The organism is Devosia sp. 67-54, from assembly GCF_001899075.1.
Classification (GTDB): Bacteria; Pseudomonadota; Alphaproteobacteria; order Rhizobiales; family Devosiaceae; genus Devosia_A.
Genome location: NZ_MKVA01000005.1, coordinates 596847 through 612018, shown reverse-complemented (window position 1 = coordinate 612018; position 15172 = coordinate 596847). Strand labels below are relative to the sequence as shown.

The following is a 15172-nucleotide window of genomic DNA, read 5'->3' as shown; positions in this document are numbered from 1 at the left end:
AAAGCTACGCCTTCGCCGCCTCCGCGGCGTCGCGCTGGGCACGCTGCTTTTCCACCCAGCGGACGGCGAAGATGGAGAATTCGTAGAGGGCGTACATCGGGATGGAGAGGCCGATCTGGCTGATCGGGTCGGGCGGGCTGAGCAGCGCCGCGATGGCCAGGATGCCGACGATGGCGTATTTGCGGCCCTTGCCGAGCTGCTTGGAGTTGACCAGCTCGATGCGCGCCAGCAGCGTCAGGATCACCGGCAACTGAAAGCAGATGCCGAAGGCGATGATCAGGGTCATGATGAACCCCAGATATTCGCTGACGCGCGTCTGCATCTCGATCTGCACGTCGCCCGTGGTCTGCTGCATGCCCAAGAAGAAATGCAGCGCCATCGGCGCGACGACGAAATAGACCAGCACCGCCCCGAGCAGGAAGAACACCGGCGTCGCCACCAGATAGGGAATGAAGGCGCGGCGCTCGCGCTTGTAGAGGCCCGGGGCGACGAAGGCGTAGATCTGCCCGGCGATGATGGGGAACGCGAAGAACAGCGCCCCGAACAGCGCCACGTTCATCTGCGTGAAGAAGAACTCCTGCGGCGCCGTATAGATCATGTTCTTGCCGCCGGCCCAGATGAAGGGCTGCACCAGAATGTCGTAGATCGGCTTGGCGACGATGAAGCAGAGGATGAACAGCACCACCACGGCGGCGAGCGAGTAGATCAGCCGCTTCCTGAGCTCGATCAGATGCTCGAGCAGCGGCGCTTCCGAGCCCTTGAGCTCGTCCTCGTCGGCGTCGGGCGGCGGCAGCGCGGTGGCGGTCATGACGCGTCGGCCTTCGGCTTGGGCGTGCGCGGCTTGCGCGGCGCGGCCGGCTTTTTCGGCTTGGCTGGAGCAGCGGCGGCGGGCTTGGAGGCCGGCGTTTCGGCGACCTTCTGCACCGGCTCGGCCGCAGCGGCGGCCGGCGCCTTCCTGGCCCGCGGCTTGCGCGGCGCCTTCGGCTTGGCCGCGGCGATCGCCTCGACCGGCGCCGGGCTCTCGACCGCGGCCGGCGGCTCGCCGGCCCTGGCCGCCATAGCGGGCACCGGCGGGGCGATGCTGCCCGGCCCGGCCGGGCTCATGCCGGTCTTTTCGTGGATTTCGGCGACCACGCTCTCGGCCGCCGGATCCTTGGGCGCGATGGCCCCGGACGGCACCACCGACCCACTCTCGGTGGTGCGGTTGAATTCGCGAGTGATTTCCTGCGCCGTCTGCTTCAGCGGCTCGGTGATCGAGCGGCGAAGGTCGGTGATCTGGTCGAGGCCGGTGGTCTTGTTGAGCTCGCGCTGGAACTCGCTGCCCATGCGCCGGATGCTGGCCACGACCTTGCCCAGCCGGTTCATCACCACCGGCATGTCCTTCGGCCCGATGACGACCAGCGCCACGACGCCGATCACCAGCATCTCAGTCCAGCCGACACCGAACATCAGTCTATCCTGTCAGAGGACGGCGGAGACCCGCCGCTCAGGCGTCCTTGGCTTTTTCGGCCGGGGCGGAAACCGGGGGAGCCTGCACCTGGGCGGTGGTGCTCGTCGTCTCGGGCTCGTCGCGCATTCCCTTCTGGAACGCTTTGATGCCCGACGCGAATTCACCCATCACACCGGAAATCTTGCCGCGGCCGAAGAGCACGACGACCACGACGGCAACGATAATGATGCCCCAAAGTCCTGGACCGTGCATCGAGAGTTCCTTTCACGCGGAGAGTTCAGTTACGCCGGAGGCCCAGAAATAGGTTCAAAGCGCGCCGAACACAAGGATGGGATTTGCCGCAGGGTTACTCCTCGCCCGGCTCGTCCTGGCCCTCGGTGTCGTCGGGATCGAGCGGATCCTCGTCCTCGCGCAGCGGGCCGTCGAAGGGCAGCGGAATCTGCATGTTGGGCGGCAGCCGGTTGCTGAGCAGGCCGGCGCCCTTCAACTCTTCGAGACCGGGCAGATCGGCCAGCGATTCGAGGCTGAAATGATCGAGGAACGCTTCCGTGGTGCCGTAGGTGACCGGCCGGCCCGGCGTGCGGCGGCGGCCGCGCATGCGAATCCAGCCTGCCTCCATCAGCAGGTCGAGCGTCCCCTTGCCGGTGGCGACGCCCCGCACCTCCTCCACCTCGGCGCGCGTCGCCGGCTGGTGGTAGGCGATGATGGCGAGCGTTTCGAGCGCCGCGCGGCTCAGCGGCTTGTTGTCGGTCTGCTCGCGGCGCAGCAGGTAGCCGAGGTCCTCGGCAGTGCGGAACGCCCATTTGTCGGCGCGGCGCACCAGATTGACGCCGCGCGGCCGATAGTCCTCGGCCAGCCGGAGCAGCAGCGCCTCGACGTCGACGCCCTCGCCCAGCTGCGGCGCGAGCTCGGCGACGCTCAGCGGCTCGGCCGAGGCGAACAGCAGCGCCTCGAGGATGCGCAGCGATTTGTCGGCGAGCTCGGGATGCTCGCTCGGTCCGGTTTCGACGGCGGGCGCCGCGTCGGTCTCGAGGTCCGATTCGGGATCGGGCGCGTTGGATGGGTCGGACATCAATTCTCGGTCGGGGAATGGTCGCTCTTGCGGCGGCGCACGAGCAGCGGCCCGAAGGCCAGCGATTGTTGCAATTCTACCTGTCCCAGCCGGACCAGTTCAAGGCTGGAGGCAAAGGTCGAGGCGAGCGCCGTGGTGCGCTCCTCCGGCGTCGCCAGGTACTCGACGAGGTAGGCGTCGAGCGGCACCCAGTCCATGTTGTCGCCGATCAGGCGGTTGAGGATGTCGCGCGCGTCCTGCAGCGACCAGACGTGGCGCTCGAACGGCGTGTAGTCGGTGGGGATGCCGCGCTCGCGCTGCACGGCGTAGGCCTTGAGCAGGTCGAACAGCGAGGCTTCCCACAGCGCCTTGCGGTGGATGGTGATGGGCTCGGGCGCGCCGCGCACGAAAACGCCGGCGCCCAGCAGCGGCCGGTTCATCAGCCGCTGCGCCGCGAGCCGCATGGCCTCGAGCCGCTTCAGCCGGAACTGCAGCAGCGCCGCCATCATCTCGCCGGTCGGCTCGTCGTCGGAAGCGGCCTGCGGCACCATCAGCCGGCTCTTGAGGTAGGCCAGCCAGGCCGCCATCACGAGATAGTCGGCGGCGATCTCGATGCGCTTTTCGCGCACCGTCTCGATGAAGCCCAGATATTGCTCGGCCAGCGCCAGCACGGAAATCTGGCTGAGATCGACCTTCTGCCGCCGCGCCAGATCGAGCAGCAGGTCGAGCGGCCCTTCATAGCCGCCGACGTCGACATACATGACCTCGTCGCCGGACGGCGCCGCCTGCGCGGCTTCGAGCCACTCGGATGTCTGGTCAGCGGTCAAGCGTCGGGTCCACACGCGTCACGGAAAGCGCCAGCCTAGGGGCTGCGCCGGAAAACGGCCGATTCTCCGTTACCCGAGCTTCAGCCCGCAGGAAACAGGCATTCCCGCCGGAGCGGGAATGTTGCTGTGGGTATCTTCTATGCGGCTCAGCCGTTGGTGGCGAAGCAGTCGCCGCCCTGCGCCTTGATCTGGGCGCAGATGCTGGTGGCGTCGGTGAGCGACGAGGTCGGCAGCCGGACGCGCCAGCGCACGCCCTTCTGGCCGAGATCGACCTGCTGGATCACCAGCTTGCCGCCGCCGAACAGCGCGCCGTATTTCGAGGTCATCGAGCGGGCCGACGCCTGCGCATCCGCCTGGCTCGGCTGCGAGCTGAGCTGGACATAGGCCGCAGCACCGCCGCCATCGTCGCTGGCCGCGGAAGTCCTGGCCGGCGACGGCGTCGCCGCGGCAACCTGCCGCGTGGCGCTGGAGGCCGGCGTGCCGCCGAGCAGATCGATCTGGCCGTTGGGCGTCTGCGCCCCGACCAGGGCGTTGACGCTCGAATTGGCGGGCGCGGTGGAGCGCGGCTGGCTGGCGCTGGCCGCTGCATGCACCGGGAACTGCATCGGCACCGGAGCGACGGCGGTCGGATCGATCACCGGCGCGACGTCCGCCACCTGCGTGCTGTCGGACGTGGACGGCGCCAGCGGCTGCGTCGACGGCGACAGCGCCGGCGCGCTGGCCGCGGCCGTGGGGCTGTCATTGCCCAGCAGATTGGTGGATTCGGCGCTCGGGACCGAGGGCACGTTCGGCCGGTCGACCGGCAGCTCCTCGCCGCCGGCGACGGCGTCGTCGCCCGAAACGATGGTGCCGTCCGGACGCACCGTCACGGTCCGCACCTTGCGGTTGGCAAGGCCGTTGTCGTTGTCGCTGGCGACCGGCGTCACGTCGCGCGTGACGCTGGCGGTCGCCTGATCGGTCGACACCAATTGCTCGCTGCTCGGCGTCGGCGTGGCGTTGTCCATCTTGGCGAGAACCGGCGATTTGGCCGCGTCCGTCACCGGCTTGCCGGTGGTGGCCGGCACTTCCTTGACCGGAGTGGTGTCGGCCGTGAGCTGCGGCGCCGTGGCGCCGGTGTTGCCGCCCAGCCGGCCCATGTTCAGCACCCAATAGAGGCCGAGACCGGCCGCCAGCAGCAGCGTGCCGGCGACAGCCATGCCGACATATTGCCTGACCCCGCCCGAAAAGAAGCCGCTGCGCTGCGGCTTCACCTTCAGGCGGCGATACGGGCTCTCGTCGCCGATGCTCGGCTCGACCCGATCCACTTCGGCGCCCGACGCGGCGGCAGCCGCGAGAATGGCGTCCTCGGCCGAACGGGCGGCGGTATCGTCCTTGAGATTGGCGCGGCGCGGCGCAAATTGCGTGGTCAGCGGCGGCACCACCGGAGCGGCCGGCGGCGCCGGCTCGGGATGGGCCGCGATCTCGTCTTCGAGCTCGTCCTCGGGCTCCAGCGACACCTGCGGCGCCACCGGTTGCGGGGCCTGCACGCGCACCGGACCGGGCGCGAGCTCGACGCGGACCGCCTCGCCGATCAGGCTCTCGATCTCGCTCATCGGATCGGACTCGTCGGTGGGCGGCTTCGGCTCGGGCGCCCGCTGCTGCGGGACCGCCAGCGGCTGGCCGGGCTGCGGCTTCATGTTGAGCCCGACGCCGGGCGAAATGGCGAAGCGGTCGCTCTCGGGCGGACGCGGCGCCACGCTGACCGGCTTCAGCGGGATCGGCGTGCTGGCGGCCGGCCGCGCCGCGCCGGGCGTGACCGGCGTGATGCTCGGCTTGGCCGGGGCGGCCGTGACGGGACGGATCGGCGTCACCACCTGCGGGCGGGATGCCTCGGGAGCAGCGTCGAGGTGCTCGGGCTCGCCCTCGTCGGCGTCGCCCGCGGTCTCGGGCTCCTCGTCCTCCATGTCGGCTTCGATCAGCGCCGCGATCGGATCGTCGGCGGCGGGCCGGTTGACCATCGGCGGCGGCCCGGGCTGCGCCTGGGGCGGGATGGCGCGCGGCGGCGTCGAGGACGCCGGCGGGTTCTGCGCGAACCCGAAATCGAAATGGAAATCGCTGCCGGTGGCCGGCGCGGCGGGCGTCGGTTCCGGCTTGGCGACGGACAGCGCCGGACCTTCGGCGAAGGAGCGGTTTTCGCTGACCGGGGTCAGGCTCGAGGGGATGCGGGCCGAGGGCGCCGGCTGCGGCGGCACCGGATCGTGCGCGGCAAGACGCTCCGACAGCGTCGACAGCGGCTCCTGCCGGATCGGCGTGGCGGCGCTGACCGGCTTGCCGAAATCGAACTTGCTCACCGGGGCGCTGGCCGACACCGGCGCCGGCTGGTCCATGCCGGGAATGCGGATGGTGCCGGTGGCGGGCGCCCGGGGCGCCTCGGCCTGCGGCGCCGGAGCGGGCGCGGCCGGCTTCGGCGGAATCGGGTCCATGCCGGGAATGCGAACGGGCATCGCGGCCGCCGGTGCGGCTGGTTGCGGCGGCGTGGCCGCCGGAACGCTGCTCAGCGGCGCCGGTTTCGGCACGGGGGCGACGGCAGGCTTCGAACCGCCGGGAGCAGCAGCCATGAGCTTCGCCAGTTCAGCGATAAGATCGTCGGTTTTATCGGCGGGATCAGACATCTGCTGCGGTCTCGCTGGCGGCATTGACTAGGCTCACGATGTTGTTGACACCCCTGCTCGACCCCCGCCGAGACGCTCGCCAACCATCACACCAATGCGCCCGAATTATGAAAGCTCATCTGGAGCGGACACCCCCAACACCGTGAGGCCATTGACCAAAACCTGCCTGACGGCGCCCACGAGCGCGAGTCGCGCCACCGTCAGTTTCAAGTCCTCAGGGTTAACAAAGCGTAAGGCCCTGTCGTCTTTGCCCTTGGCCCAGAAGGCGTGGAACGCCGCCGCCAGCTCGTACAGGTAAAATGCAATACGATGCGGCTCGTGCGCAAGCGCCGCCGCCGAGACCACGCGCGGCCACTGCGCCACGGCCTTGATCAGCTCGATGTCGGCCGGCGAAACCAGCAATTCCAGCGGCGCCCGGCTCAATTCCTCGGGCGACAGGTCGAGCGCCGGCAATTCGGTTTCGGCGGTGCGGAACACCGAGCAGGTGCGGGCATGCGCGTACTGCACGTAGAACACCGGGTTGTCGCGCGTGTGCTCCTTGACCAGCGCGAAATCGAAGTCCATCGCCTGCTCGTTGCGCCGGTAGAGCAGCATGAAGCGGGTGGCGTCGACGCCCACCTCCTCGACCACGTCGGAGAGCAGCACCAGATCGCCCGAGCGCTTGCTCATCTTGAACGGTTCGCCGTTCTTGAGCAGCCGCACCAGCTGCATGATCTTGACGTCGACCTCTGCCGCGCCGTCGGACACGGCCTTCACCGCCGCCTTGAGGCGGCTGACATAGCCCGAATGGTCGGCCCCGAACACATTGATCATGTGGGTGAAGCCGCGCAGGTATTTGTTGCGGTGGTAGGCGATGTCGGCGGCGAAATAGGTGTAGCTGCCGTCGGACTTGACCAGCGCCCGGTCGACGTCGTCGCCGAAATCGGTGGCGCGGAACAGCGTCTGCTCGCGGTCTTCGTAATCGTCGTCGACCTGCCCCTTCGGGCGGTCGAGCCGGCCCTGGTAGACGAGGCCCTGCTCGCGCAGCCAGGCGAGCGTCAGGTCGATGTCGCCGCCCTGCCCGTGCAGCGTCTTTTCGGAAAAGAACACGTCGTGCTCGACGCCCAGATTGGCGAGGTCGGTGCGGATCAGGTCCATCATCATCCGGAGCGCCAGGTCCTTGACCTTCGGCAGCCACTCGGCCTCGGGCATGTCGAGCAGCTCGCGCCCATAGCTGTCGGCGAGCTGTTCGCCCACCGGCTTCAGGTAGTCGCCCGGATAGTAGCCGGCGGGAATGTCGATGCTTTCGCCCAGCGCCTCGCGGTAGCGCAGGAAGGCCGAACGGGCGAGGATGTCGACCTGCCCGCCGGCGTCGTTGATGTAGTATTCGCGCGTCACGTCGTAGCCGACATAGCCGAGCAGCGAGGCGAGCGCGTCGCCGAACACCGCGCCGCGGGTATGGCCCACATGCATCGGCCCGGTCGGGTTGGCCGAGACGTATTCGACATTGACCTTGGCGCCCTTGCCCAGATCGCTCTGGCCATAGGCGCTGCCCAGCAGGTCGACCGATTTCAGCACCCGGTGCCAGACCGGCGCGTCGAGGCGGAAATTGAGAAAGCCGGGGCCGGCCACCTCGACGCTGTCCACGTCGGGATCGGTCCTGAACTGCGCCGCGAGCGCCGCGGCGATCTCGCGCGGATTTTTGCCCAGCGGCTTGGCGATGACCATCGCCGCGTTGGACGAGAGGTCGCCATGGCCGGGATCGCGCGGCGGCTCGACCACGGCGCGCGCGATCAGCTCGTCGGACGCCTCGGGGTAAAGGGTCTTGAGCGCAGCCGCGACGCGCGCGGCGAAATCGGCGAAAATGTCCATGATCGGTCCGTGATTGGCGGTGCGGAGCCCCTACTCCACCGGCCCCCTGCCGTCAAACAAGCGCGCATGCTCGGCCTCGGCGTAGGGATCGGTCATGCCGGCGACGAAGTCGGCGACGATGCGGGCACGCCCGGCTTCGGAGGCGGCCGCCGCGGCTGCGGCGCCCCAGCGGCCGGGCATGTCGGCCGTGGCGAGATAGCGGTCGAACAACTCCCCCACCAGCGCCTCCGAACGGCGCACCGGCGCCATCACCGGCTCGGAGCGATAGACGCGCTCGAACAGGACGGCCTTGAGCTGCTTTTCGGCGCCGGCCATGGCCGGCGAGAAATGGATCAGCGCCCGCCCGGCATGGCGGACATCGTCGGCCGACCGTGGTGCGACGGCCGCGAGCTCGGCTTCGGCGGTGGCGATGACGTCCTCGATGGCGCGGGTGATCAGCCGCCGCTGCACCTCGTGCGCCTGCCGGCTGCGCTCGATGTCGGGCCAGCGCCCCAGCACCTCGCCCACGATCGGGCCGACCAGCGGCACCTCGGCGAGGTCGGGCAGCGCCAGCAGGCCGGCGCGCAGGGCGTCGTCGATGTCGTGGGCGTTGTAGGCGATATCGTCAGCAATGGCGGCCGCCTGCGCCTCGAGGCTGGCATGAGTATGCGGCAGCAGATCGGCGCCGGGGGGCACATCGTCGACGGCCGGTCCGGCCACCGGGCCGTTGTGCTTGAGGATGCCTTCCAGCGTCTCCCAGCTCAGATTCAGCCCGTCATGCTCGGCATAGCGGTTCTCGAGCCGGGTGACGACCCGCAGCGCCTGGAGGTTATGGTCGAAGCCGCCGAAGCCCGCCATCCTGCGGTCGAGCACGCGCTCGCCGGCATGGCCGAAGGGGGTGTGGCCCAGATCGTGCGCCAGCGCCACCGCCTCGGCCAGATCCTCGTTGAGCCGCAGCGCCCGGGCGATCGAGCGCGCCATCTGGCTCACCTCCAGCGTGTGCGTCAGCCTTGTGCGGAAATGCTGCCCCTCGTGGTGCAGGAACACCTGCGTCTTGTATTGCAGCCGGCGGAACGCGGTCGAATGGATGATCCGGTCGCGGTCGCGCTGGAATTCCGAGCGAGTTGGGCTGTCGGACACGGGATAGAGCCGGCCCCGGCTGCGGGTGGGATCGGCTGCGTAGGGCGCCTGCGCGTTCATTCGGCCCTTTCCATCGGCAACCAACGATATTAGATTGGCAGCATGACCGAGGCCGCAATAGCACCAAATCCCGTCATTCTCACCGATCGCGCCGCGAAAAAGATCGGCCGCGTGCTGGCCAAGCAGCCCGACGGCACGGTGCTGCGCATCGTCGTGGCGGGCGGCGGCTGCTCGGGGTTCCAGTACGAATACAAGCTGGTGCAGGAAACCCCGTCCAGCGACGACCTGGTGCTGGCCAAGGACAATGCCACCGTGCTGATCGACTCGCTCAGCCTCGAATTCATGGGCGGCGCCGAAATCGACTATGTCGACGATCTGATCGGCCAGAGCTTCCAGATCAAGAACCCGAACGCCGTCGCCGCCTGCGGCTGCGGTACCAGCTTCTCGGTCGCGGTGTGATGGCGTAAAGCCTCCCGGCAGGAGGAGCCCATGAACCTGAGCGAACGAGTCAACGCCACGATCGACGCGGCGCTGGGAAGCCGCATCGTCGGCTGCGTGGTGCTGATCCACCAGGACGGCCAGCCCGTCTTTGCCCGCGCCGCCGGCTATGCCGACCGCGAGGCGGGACGCAGGACCGCCGACAACGAGATTTTCCGCCTCGCCTCCTGCACCAAGCCGATCGTGGCCACCGCGGCGCTGGTGATGGCCGACAGGGGGCTGTTGTCGCTCGACGATCCGGTGGCGAAATACCTGCCCTTCTTCACGCCCGAGGCGCCCGACGGCGCGACGCCGCGCATCCTGGTCCGGCACCTGCTGACCCACACCTCGGGCGTCACCTATGACGTGCCCGACGACGTCTCGACCGGTTCCGACCCCGGTCCGGCCATGGGCCTCGCGGAAAATCTGCGCCGGCTGGCCCGGGCGCCGCTCGCCTTCGCGCCGGGAACGACCTGGCAGTACGGCATGTCCATCGACGTGCTCGGCGGCGTGCTCGCGGCGATCAACGGTGACGGCGACGACCTCGAGGCAGTGGTGCTGAAATATGTCACCGGCCCGCTCGGGATGGACGACACCCGCTTTCATGCCACCGATCCGGGGCGGCTGGCCGTGCCCTACGCCGACGGCATACCGGAGCCGTTCCGCATGGCCGAGCCGCAGGCGATCACCGACGAGTTCGCCACCAGCATCTACTCGCCGGGCCGCATCTTCCTGCGCGACCGGCCGCAATGCGCCGGCTCCAGCATGGCTGGCACGGCGCAGGATTTCATCAAGCTGCTGGACGCCCTGGCGGCCGGCGACCTGCTGCGGCCGGCGACACGCGACGCCGCCTTCGCCAACCAGATCGGCAGCGTCGAGCGGCCGCGCGATCCGGGGCAGAAATTCGGCTTCGTCGGCGCCGTGATCGAGGATGCGGCGGCCTCCGGCTGGCACAAGCGCGGCCTTGTCCATTGGGGCGGCGTATGGGGCAACAACTGGATCATCGATCCGGCGACCCGGACCACCGTGGCGGTGATGACCAACACCATGCGCGAGGGCTGCAACGGCCCGTTCCGCGACCAGATCCGCAACGCCGTATTCGGCTGAGGTTGCCGGCCGCCGAGTCGACGTTTACGGTTTCGCCCATGCGTATCGCCACCTGGAACATCAACGGCGTCAAGGCCCGTATGGACGCGCTGCTGCGCTGGCTGCAGGAGGTCTCGCCCGACGTCGTCTGCCTGCAGGAGATCAAGTCGGTCGACGAGGCCTTCCCGCGGCTCGAGATCGAGGCGCTCGGCTACAATGTCGAGACCTTCGGTCAGAAGAGCTGGAACGGCGTCGCCATCCTCAGCAAGCACCGCTTCGACGACGTCACCCGCGGCCTGCCCGGCGACGATGGCGACGAGCAGTCGCGGCTGATCGAGGGGGTGTTCTCGACCGAAAGCGGCGCCATCCGCGTCTGCTGCATCTATCTGCCCAACGGCAATCCGGTGACGACCGACAAATTCACCTACAAGCTGGGCTGGATGGACCGGCTGATCAATTTCGTCGAGGCGCGGCTGGAGTTGGAGGAGCCGTTCATCCTGCTCGGCGATTTCAACATCATCCCGGCCGCGATCGACGCGACGTTCCCGGAGAAATGGGTGGGCGACGCGCTGTTCCGCCCCGAGAGCCACGAGCGCTGGCGGACGCTGCTGAACCTCGGCCTCACCGACGCGCAGCGCGCCGTGAGCGACGAGCCGCACTACACCTTCTGGGACTTCAAGACCTTCGGCTGGGACCGCCAGGACGGCATCCGCATCGACCACCTGCTGCTGTCGCCGCAGGCCGCCGACCGCCTCGACGATGTGCTGGTGCACCGCGAAGTCCGCGGCTGGGACAAGCCGTCGGACCACGTCCCGGTGGAAGCCAGCTTCGTGTTCTAGAACGGCCGTCAGCCGGCCGGGTCGAGCCAGGGGTTGAGCACCGGCACGTGCGCCAGTTCGAAATCCGCCGTGTTGCGGGTGACCAGCGTCAGGTCGTGCTCGAGCGCCTGCGCTGCGAGGATCAGATCAGGCTGCGGAAACGTATGCCCCAGCTTCCGGCCGCCTTCGACGAGATATCGCCATCGCAGCATGGTTTCTTCGCTGACGTCGAGGGTTCGGCCGACGAACATCGGACGAATTGTCCTGTCGACCCACCCACCGATTTCCGCTGCCTGTGCGGCGTCGACCGCCCGCGCGACCCCGTAGCGAAGCTCCGCCATCGTGACACAGGAAATATGCAGGGAATCGAGTCGCTGCGCTGACAGGAACCCAACCACCCGAGCATCTGGGCGGGAACGCCTGAGCTCGGAAACGACGTTGGTGTCGATCAGCCAGCGCGTGATCGCCATCTAGGGAAAGTCGACCTCGCGGACCGGCGCGCGCACTCCTTCGGGTTCAACCATGTCTTCCGGCCATGGGATCGCCCGCAGGGCGGCGACCAGGTCCGCCCCGGTGCGGCCGCGCCCCTGCAGGCGGGCGAATTCCTCGGACGACACCACCACGACCTCGTCGCGGCCGTGCACGGTAACGTGCTGCGGGCCGCTGCTGCGAGCGCGGCGGACCAACTCGCTGAAGCGGGCTTTGGCGTCCTGCAGCATCCAGTGATCGGACTGCGGACCAGTGGGCGATGTGGCACGATTTCTAGTCATACTGACCAGAATAGTGAACTTCAGGCCGGTTGAGAAGATCATCCGACCGCTGCTGTCGAATTTCCGATCGTTGCATCGACCAGCTTGCACATCCGGCAGGAGAGCGAGCCATGGACGATATCACGCGAACCGCCCTCGACCGGGCGTGCCGGTTCGGCATCGGCACCGTCATCCGCCGCGAGCGCGGCAAGTTGGCGGAGCATTTCCCCGACCCGCCGCGGGCGCCGCGCAATCGCGGCGGCATCGCCGGGCTGTTCAGCCGCGCCTGGGGCAGGTTTTCGGGCTAGAGCCCGGCGAATTGCGTGGCGAGCTGGTCGGCCATGCCGACGGCCTGCTTGCGCTCGTCGGGGGTCGCGACCGACATGTCGGCATTGAGCAGGTCGGCAATCCAGCCGGCATCGGCGGTGCCCTGCGCCAGCTGGTTGGCGACCGAGAGCCACATCAGGCCCTCGACGCGGTTGGCCTTGAGGCCGCCGTCGCCGTTGAACAGGATGTCGCCGAGCTTGGCCTGCGCCGGCACGTGCCCCTTCTTGGCCGCCAGCGACAGCCAGCGCGCGCTCTGGATGGGGTTGTCGCCGAGCTCGTTCTTGTCGAGGTACATCTCGCCGACGCGGTACTGGGCGTCGGCATCGCCGAAATAGCTGGCGGCATGCAGCAGGAGGCGGATCGAATAGTCCTCGTCCTTGGGGATGCCCGCCTCGGGCAGGCCGTCCTTGTAATATTCGCCCATCTTGACGAAGGAGTGGGCGACGATATCGGCTTCGACGCCGCGCGGCGCCGTATCGGCGTGCTGGTCGGCGATCTGGGCGAAATAGCCGAAGGCCTTGGCCTTGTCCTGCGCCACGCCCTCGCCGCTCTCATACATCAGCCCGAGCTGCCACTGCGCCATCGGATCGCCGGCGGTCGCCGCATCCTGCAGCGCCGCGATCTGCTCCGCCGAGGAGATGCCGCCGCCGGCGCCGTCCATGGCGCTCGCCATCGCCTGCGCGGCGTCGACCGCGGTGCTGGCATCGGGCATCGGCTGCGCCGGAGCGGTAGCCGCGGGGCCCGGAATATCGGCAGGCGGCAGCGGCGGCTTGTCCTGCGCAAAAGCCGGCGCCGCCCCAAGCAGCGCCGACAACACACTTACGGAAATGAGGGCCGAGGCACCTCTAGATATCCGCATACTGCTCCTTTTCGCCCTTCGCGCCCGGATTGGTCAGCGCCCCGTAGCGCGCCGGCCCCACGAGCTGGGCATACTTCCAGATCGCGCCCGAGCCATATTCGGACTCGCGCGGCGCCCAGCTCGTCCTGCGCCGGGCAAACTCGTCCTCGCTGACATTCACCGAGATTTCCCCGGTGACGGCGTCGAGGGTGATGATGTCGCCGTCCCTGATCAGCGCGATCGGACCGCCGACCGCCGCCTCCGGCCCGACATGGCCGATGCAGAAGCCGCGCGTCGCGCCCGAAAAGCGGCCGTCGGTGATGAGCGCGACCTTGTCGCCCATGCCCTGGCCGTAGAGCGCCGCCGTGGTCGACAGCATCTCGCGCATGCCCGGGCCGCCCTTGGGGCCCTCATAGCGGATGACGAGCACGTCGCCTTCCTTGTAGGTCCGCGTATTGACCGCCTCGAAGCAGGCTTCCTCGGTGTCGAAGACGCGCGCCGGCCCGACGAAGCGCTGGGTCTTGAGCCCGGCGACCTTCACGATGGCCCCGTCGGGGGCGAGATTGCCCTTGAGCGAGACGACGCCGCCGGTGGGCGAGATCGGGCTCCTGGTGGGGCGCACGACGTCCTGCTTGTCGTTCCATTTCACGTTGGCGAGGTTCTCGGCGACGGTCTTGCCGGTCACCGTCATGCAGTCGCCGTGCAGGTATCCGCCCTCGAGCAGCGCCTTCATCACCAGCGGGATGCCGCCGGCCTCGAACAGATCCTTGGCGACGTATTTCCCGCCCGGCTTGAGGTCGCCGATATAGGGCGTCCGGCGGAAGATTTCGCCGACGTCGAACAGGTCGAACGCGATGCCGGCCTCGTGCGCCATCGCCGGCAGATGCAGCGCCGCATTGGTCGAGCCACCGGTGGCGGCGACCGTCATGGCGGCGTTCTCGAAGGCCTTGCGGGTGACGATCTGGCGCGGCCGGAGCTGCGTCTTCAGCAGCTCCATCACCTGCTCGCCGGCGGCGGCGCAGAAGGCGTCGCGAATCTCGTAGGGCGCCGGTGCGCCGCAGCTGTAGGGGAGCGCAAGGCCGATGGCCTCGGCCACCATGGCCATGGTGTTGGCGGTGTACTGGCCGCCGCAGGAGCCGGCCGAGGGGCACGCCACGCGCTCCATCTCGTCCAGCGTCTCGTCGTCCATCTTGCCGACCGAATGCAGGCCCACCGCCTCGAACAGATCCTGCACCACGATGTCGCGGCCCTGGTAGCGGCCGGGCAGGATGGTGCCGCCATAGATGAAGATCGACGGCACGTTGAGCCGGATCATCGCCATCATCATGCCCGGCAGGCTCTTGTCGCAGCCGGCCATGGCGACCAGCGCGTCGTAGCTGTGGCCGCGCATGGTGAGCTCGACCGAGTCGGCGATGACGTCGCGCGACGCCAGCGAGGACTTCATGCCGGCATGGCCCATCGCCATGCCGTCGGTGACGGTGATGGTGGTGAATTCGCGTGGCGTGCCGTGATTGGCGGCGACGCCCTTCTTGACCGCCTGCGCCTGGCGCTGCAGCGAGATGTTGCAGGGAGCGGCCTCGTTCCACGCCGTCGCCACGCCGACCAGCGGCTGGTGAATCTGCTGGCTCGTGAGCCCCATGGCATAGAGGTAGGAGCGGTGCGGCGCGCGCTCCGGCCCTTCTGTCACATGCCGGCTCGGCAGCCGCGATTTGTCGACGTAGTTGCTATCCATCAGTCCACTCCCCTGGCGTCGCCCGCGTTTAGAGCGCTTCCAAACAAGCGCTTATCCGCGCGGCCCGCTAAGGGTGCAAGATCGGAACCGGCCACTCCGGTACGCTGCAGGCTCGTCGCGATCTTCGCCGCTTCGAGCCCCGTTCCCTGATCCCGTCCTCGCCTCCGTTTGGGGAGAGATTGTGGCGTCAGGACCT

16 protein-coding genes are annotated in these 15172 nt (G+C 68.6%); 4 read left to right on the top strand and 12 right to left on the bottom strand.

From position 1 onward, the window contains the following. Positions 1-4 precede the first annotated feature (4 nt). From tatC to BGO82_RS08055, 8 genes are all read right to left on the bottom strand, one after another. A complete protein-coding gene (tatC, locus tag BGO82_RS08090; protein ID WP_291305049.1) occupies positions 5-808 on the bottom strand; it encodes a twin-arginine translocase subunit TatC in 804 nt (267 codons plus the stop codon). Continuing rightward, entirely contained in the window at positions 805-1449 is a 645-nt protein-coding gene (gene tatB, locus BGO82_RS08085; RefSeq protein WP_291305048.1) for a Sec-independent protein translocase protein TatB, read from the bottom strand. The genes tatC and tatB overlap by 4 nt, the downstream gene beginning before the upstream one ends. Before the next feature lie 37 nt (positions 1450-1486). Then, the gene (locus tag BGO82_RS08080) at positions 1487-1702 is read right to left on the bottom strand and encodes a twin-arginine translocase TatA/TatE family subunit (RefSeq protein WP_291305047.1); all 216 of its coding nucleotides are present in this window, start codon (positions 1700-1702) and stop codon (positions 1487-1489) included. 94 nt (positions 1703-1796) lie between these two features. After that, positions 1797-2522, bottom strand: a complete 726-nt coding sequence (scpB, locus tag BGO82_RS08075; RefSeq protein ID WP_291305046.1) for an SMC-Scp complex subunit ScpB — start codon at positions 2520-2522, stop codon at positions 1797-1799. Continuing rightward, positions 2522-3262 (bottom strand): ScpA family protein, encoded by a 741-nt coding sequence (locus BGO82_RS08070; protein WP_291305694.1) that lies wholly within the window; start codon positions 3260-3262, stop codon positions 2522-2524. The genes scpB and BGO82_RS08070 overlap by 1 nt, the downstream gene beginning before the upstream one ends. A gap of 212 nt (positions 3263-3474) precedes the next feature. Beyond that, positions 3475-5811, bottom strand: a complete 2337-nt coding sequence (locus BGO82_RS08065) for an SPOR domain-containing protein (RefSeq protein ID WP_291305045.1) — start codon at positions 5809-5811, stop codon at positions 3475-3477. Positions 5812-6084: 273 nt separating this feature from the next. After that, positions 6085-7830 (bottom strand): arginine--tRNA ligase, encoded by a 1746-nt coding sequence (gene argS / locus BGO82_RS08060; RefSeq protein WP_291305044.1) that lies wholly within the window; start codon positions 7828-7830, stop codon positions 6085-6087. A gap of 30 nt (positions 7831-7860) precedes the next feature. Further along, positions 7861-9009, bottom strand: a complete 1149-nt coding sequence (locus tag BGO82_RS08055) for a deoxyguanosinetriphosphate triphosphohydrolase (protein ID WP_291305043.1) — start codon at positions 9007-9009, stop codon at positions 7861-7863. 42 nt (positions 9010-9051) lie between these two features. Here BGO82_RS08055 and BGO82_RS08050 point away from each other — a divergent pair, with 42 nt between their 5' ends. The 3 genes from BGO82_RS08050 to xth are packed head-to-tail and all read left to right on the top strand — an operon-like array spanning position 9052 to position 11351. Beyond that, positions 9052-9408, top strand: coding sequence for an iron-sulfur cluster assembly accessory protein (locus BGO82_RS08050; RefSeq protein WP_291305042.1), 357 nt, complete (start codon positions 9052-9054; stop codon positions 9406-9408). 30 nt (positions 9409-9438) lie between these two features. Then, positions 9439-10533: a serine hydrolase domain-containing protein gene (locus BGO82_RS08045; protein ID WP_291305041.1), complete on the top strand. Its 1095-nt coding sequence runs from the start codon at positions 9439-9441 to the stop codon at positions 10531-10533. 38 nt (positions 10534-10571) lie between these two features. Then, positions 10572-11351, top strand: coding sequence for an exodeoxyribonuclease III (xth, locus tag BGO82_RS08040; protein ID WP_291305040.1), 780 nt, complete (start codon positions 10572-10574; stop codon positions 11349-11351). Positions 11352-11359: 8 nt separating this feature from the next. On the opposite strand, the gene BGO82_RS08035 is transcribed toward xth, so the two are convergent. Both BGO82_RS08035 and BGO82_RS08030 read right to left on the bottom strand, forming a co-directional pair. Beyond that, on the bottom strand, positions 11360-11800 hold the full coding sequence (locus BGO82_RS08035; protein ID WP_291305039.1) for a type II toxin-antitoxin system VapC family toxin: 441 nt from the start codon (positions 11798-11800) through the stop codon (positions 11360-11362). Beyond that, positions 11801-12100 (bottom strand): type II toxin-antitoxin system Phd/YefM family antitoxin, encoded by a 300-nt coding sequence (locus BGO82_RS08030; protein WP_291305693.1) that lies wholly within the window; start codon positions 12098-12100, stop codon positions 11801-11803. A gap of 110 nt (positions 12101-12210) precedes the next feature. Between BGO82_RS08030 and BGO82_RS08025 the strand changes: the two genes are divergently transcribed. Beyond that, positions 12211-12387 carry a hypothetical protein gene (locus BGO82_RS08025; RefSeq protein WP_291305038.1) on the top strand — a complete coding sequence of 59 codons (177 nt, stop codon included), beginning with the start codon at positions 12211-12213 and terminating at the stop codon, positions 12385-12387. Here the strand turns inward: BGO82_RS08025 and BGO82_RS08020 are convergent. Continuing rightward, on the bottom strand, positions 12384-13118 hold the full coding sequence (locus BGO82_RS08020) for a tetratricopeptide repeat protein (protein WP_291305037.1): 735 nt from the start codon (positions 13116-13118) through the stop codon (positions 12384-12386). The genes BGO82_RS08025 and BGO82_RS08020 overlap by 4 nt on opposite strands. Before the next feature lie 133 nt (positions 13119-13251). Then, positions 13252-14976: a dihydroxy-acid dehydratase gene (gene ilvD, locus BGO82_RS08015; protein WP_291305036.1), complete on the bottom strand. Its 1725-nt coding sequence runs from the start codon at positions 14974-14976 to the stop codon at positions 13252-13254. Between the last annotated feature and the right edge of the window lie 196 nt (positions 14977-15172).

What these genes read in the sequence shown, in the direction of transcription:
- tatC (WP_291305049.1), bottom strand. Translation starts at nt 808, where the DNA reads ATGACCGCCACCGCGCTGCCGCCGCCCGACGCCGACGAGGACGAGCTC.
- tatB (WP_291305048.1), bottom strand. Translation starts at nt 1,449, where the DNA reads ATGTTCGGTGTCGGCTGGACTGAGATGCTGGTGATCGGCGTCGTGGCG.
- BGO82_RS08080 (WP_291305047.1), bottom strand. Translation starts at nt 1,702, where the DNA reads ATGCACGGTCCAGGACTTTGGGGCATCATTATCGTTGCCGTCGTGGTC.
- scpB (WP_291305046.1), bottom strand. Translation starts at nt 2,522, where the DNA reads ATGTCCGACCCATCCAACGCGCCCGATCCCGAATCGGACCTCGAGACC.
- BGO82_RS08070 (WP_291305694.1), bottom strand. Translation starts at nt 3,262, where the DNA reads ATGTATGTCGACGTCGGCGGCTATGAAGGGCCGCTCGACCTGCTGCTC.
- BGO82_RS08065 (WP_291305045.1), bottom strand. Translation starts at nt 5,811, where the DNA reads ATGCCCGTTCGCATTCCCGGCATGGACCCGATTCCGCCGAAGCCGGCC.
- argS (WP_291305044.1), bottom strand. Translation starts at nt 7,830, where the DNA reads ATGGACATTTTCGCCGATTTCGCCGCGCGCGTCGCGGCTGCGCTCAAG.
- BGO82_RS08055 (WP_291305043.1), bottom strand. Translation starts at nt 9,009, where the DNA reads ATGAACGCGCAGGCGCCCTACGCAGCCGATCCCACCCGCAGCCGGGGC.
- BGO82_RS08050 (WP_291305042.1), top strand. Translation starts at nt 9,052, where the DNA reads ATGACCGAGGCCGCAATAGCACCAAATCCCGTCATTCTCACCGATCGC.
- BGO82_RS08045 (WP_291305041.1), top strand. Translation starts at nt 9,439, where the DNA reads ATGAACCTGAGCGAACGAGTCAACGCCACGATCGACGCGGCGCTGGGA.
- xth (WP_291305040.1), top strand. Translation starts at nt 10,572, where the DNA reads ATGCGTATCGCCACCTGGAACATCAACGGCGTCAAGGCCCGTATGGAC.
- BGO82_RS08035 (WP_291305039.1), bottom strand. Translation starts at nt 11,800, where the DNA reads ATGGCGATCACGCGCTGGCTGATCGACACCAACGTCGTTTCCGAGCTC.
- BGO82_RS08030 (WP_291305693.1), bottom strand. Translation starts at nt 12,100, where the DNA reads ATGACTAGAAATCGTGCCACATCGCCCACTGGTCCGCAGTCCGATCAC.
- BGO82_RS08025 (WP_291305038.1), top strand. Translation starts at nt 12,211, where the DNA reads ATGGACGATATCACGCGAACCGCCCTCGACCGGGCGTGCCGGTTCGGC.
- BGO82_RS08020 (WP_291305037.1), bottom strand. Translation starts at nt 13,118, where the DNA reads ATGCCCGATGCCAGCACCGCGGTCGACGCCGCGCAGGCGATGGCGAGC.
- ilvD (WP_291305036.1), bottom strand. Translation starts at nt 14,976, where the DNA reads ATGGATAGCAACTACGTCGACAAATCGCGGCTGCCGAGCCGGCATGTG.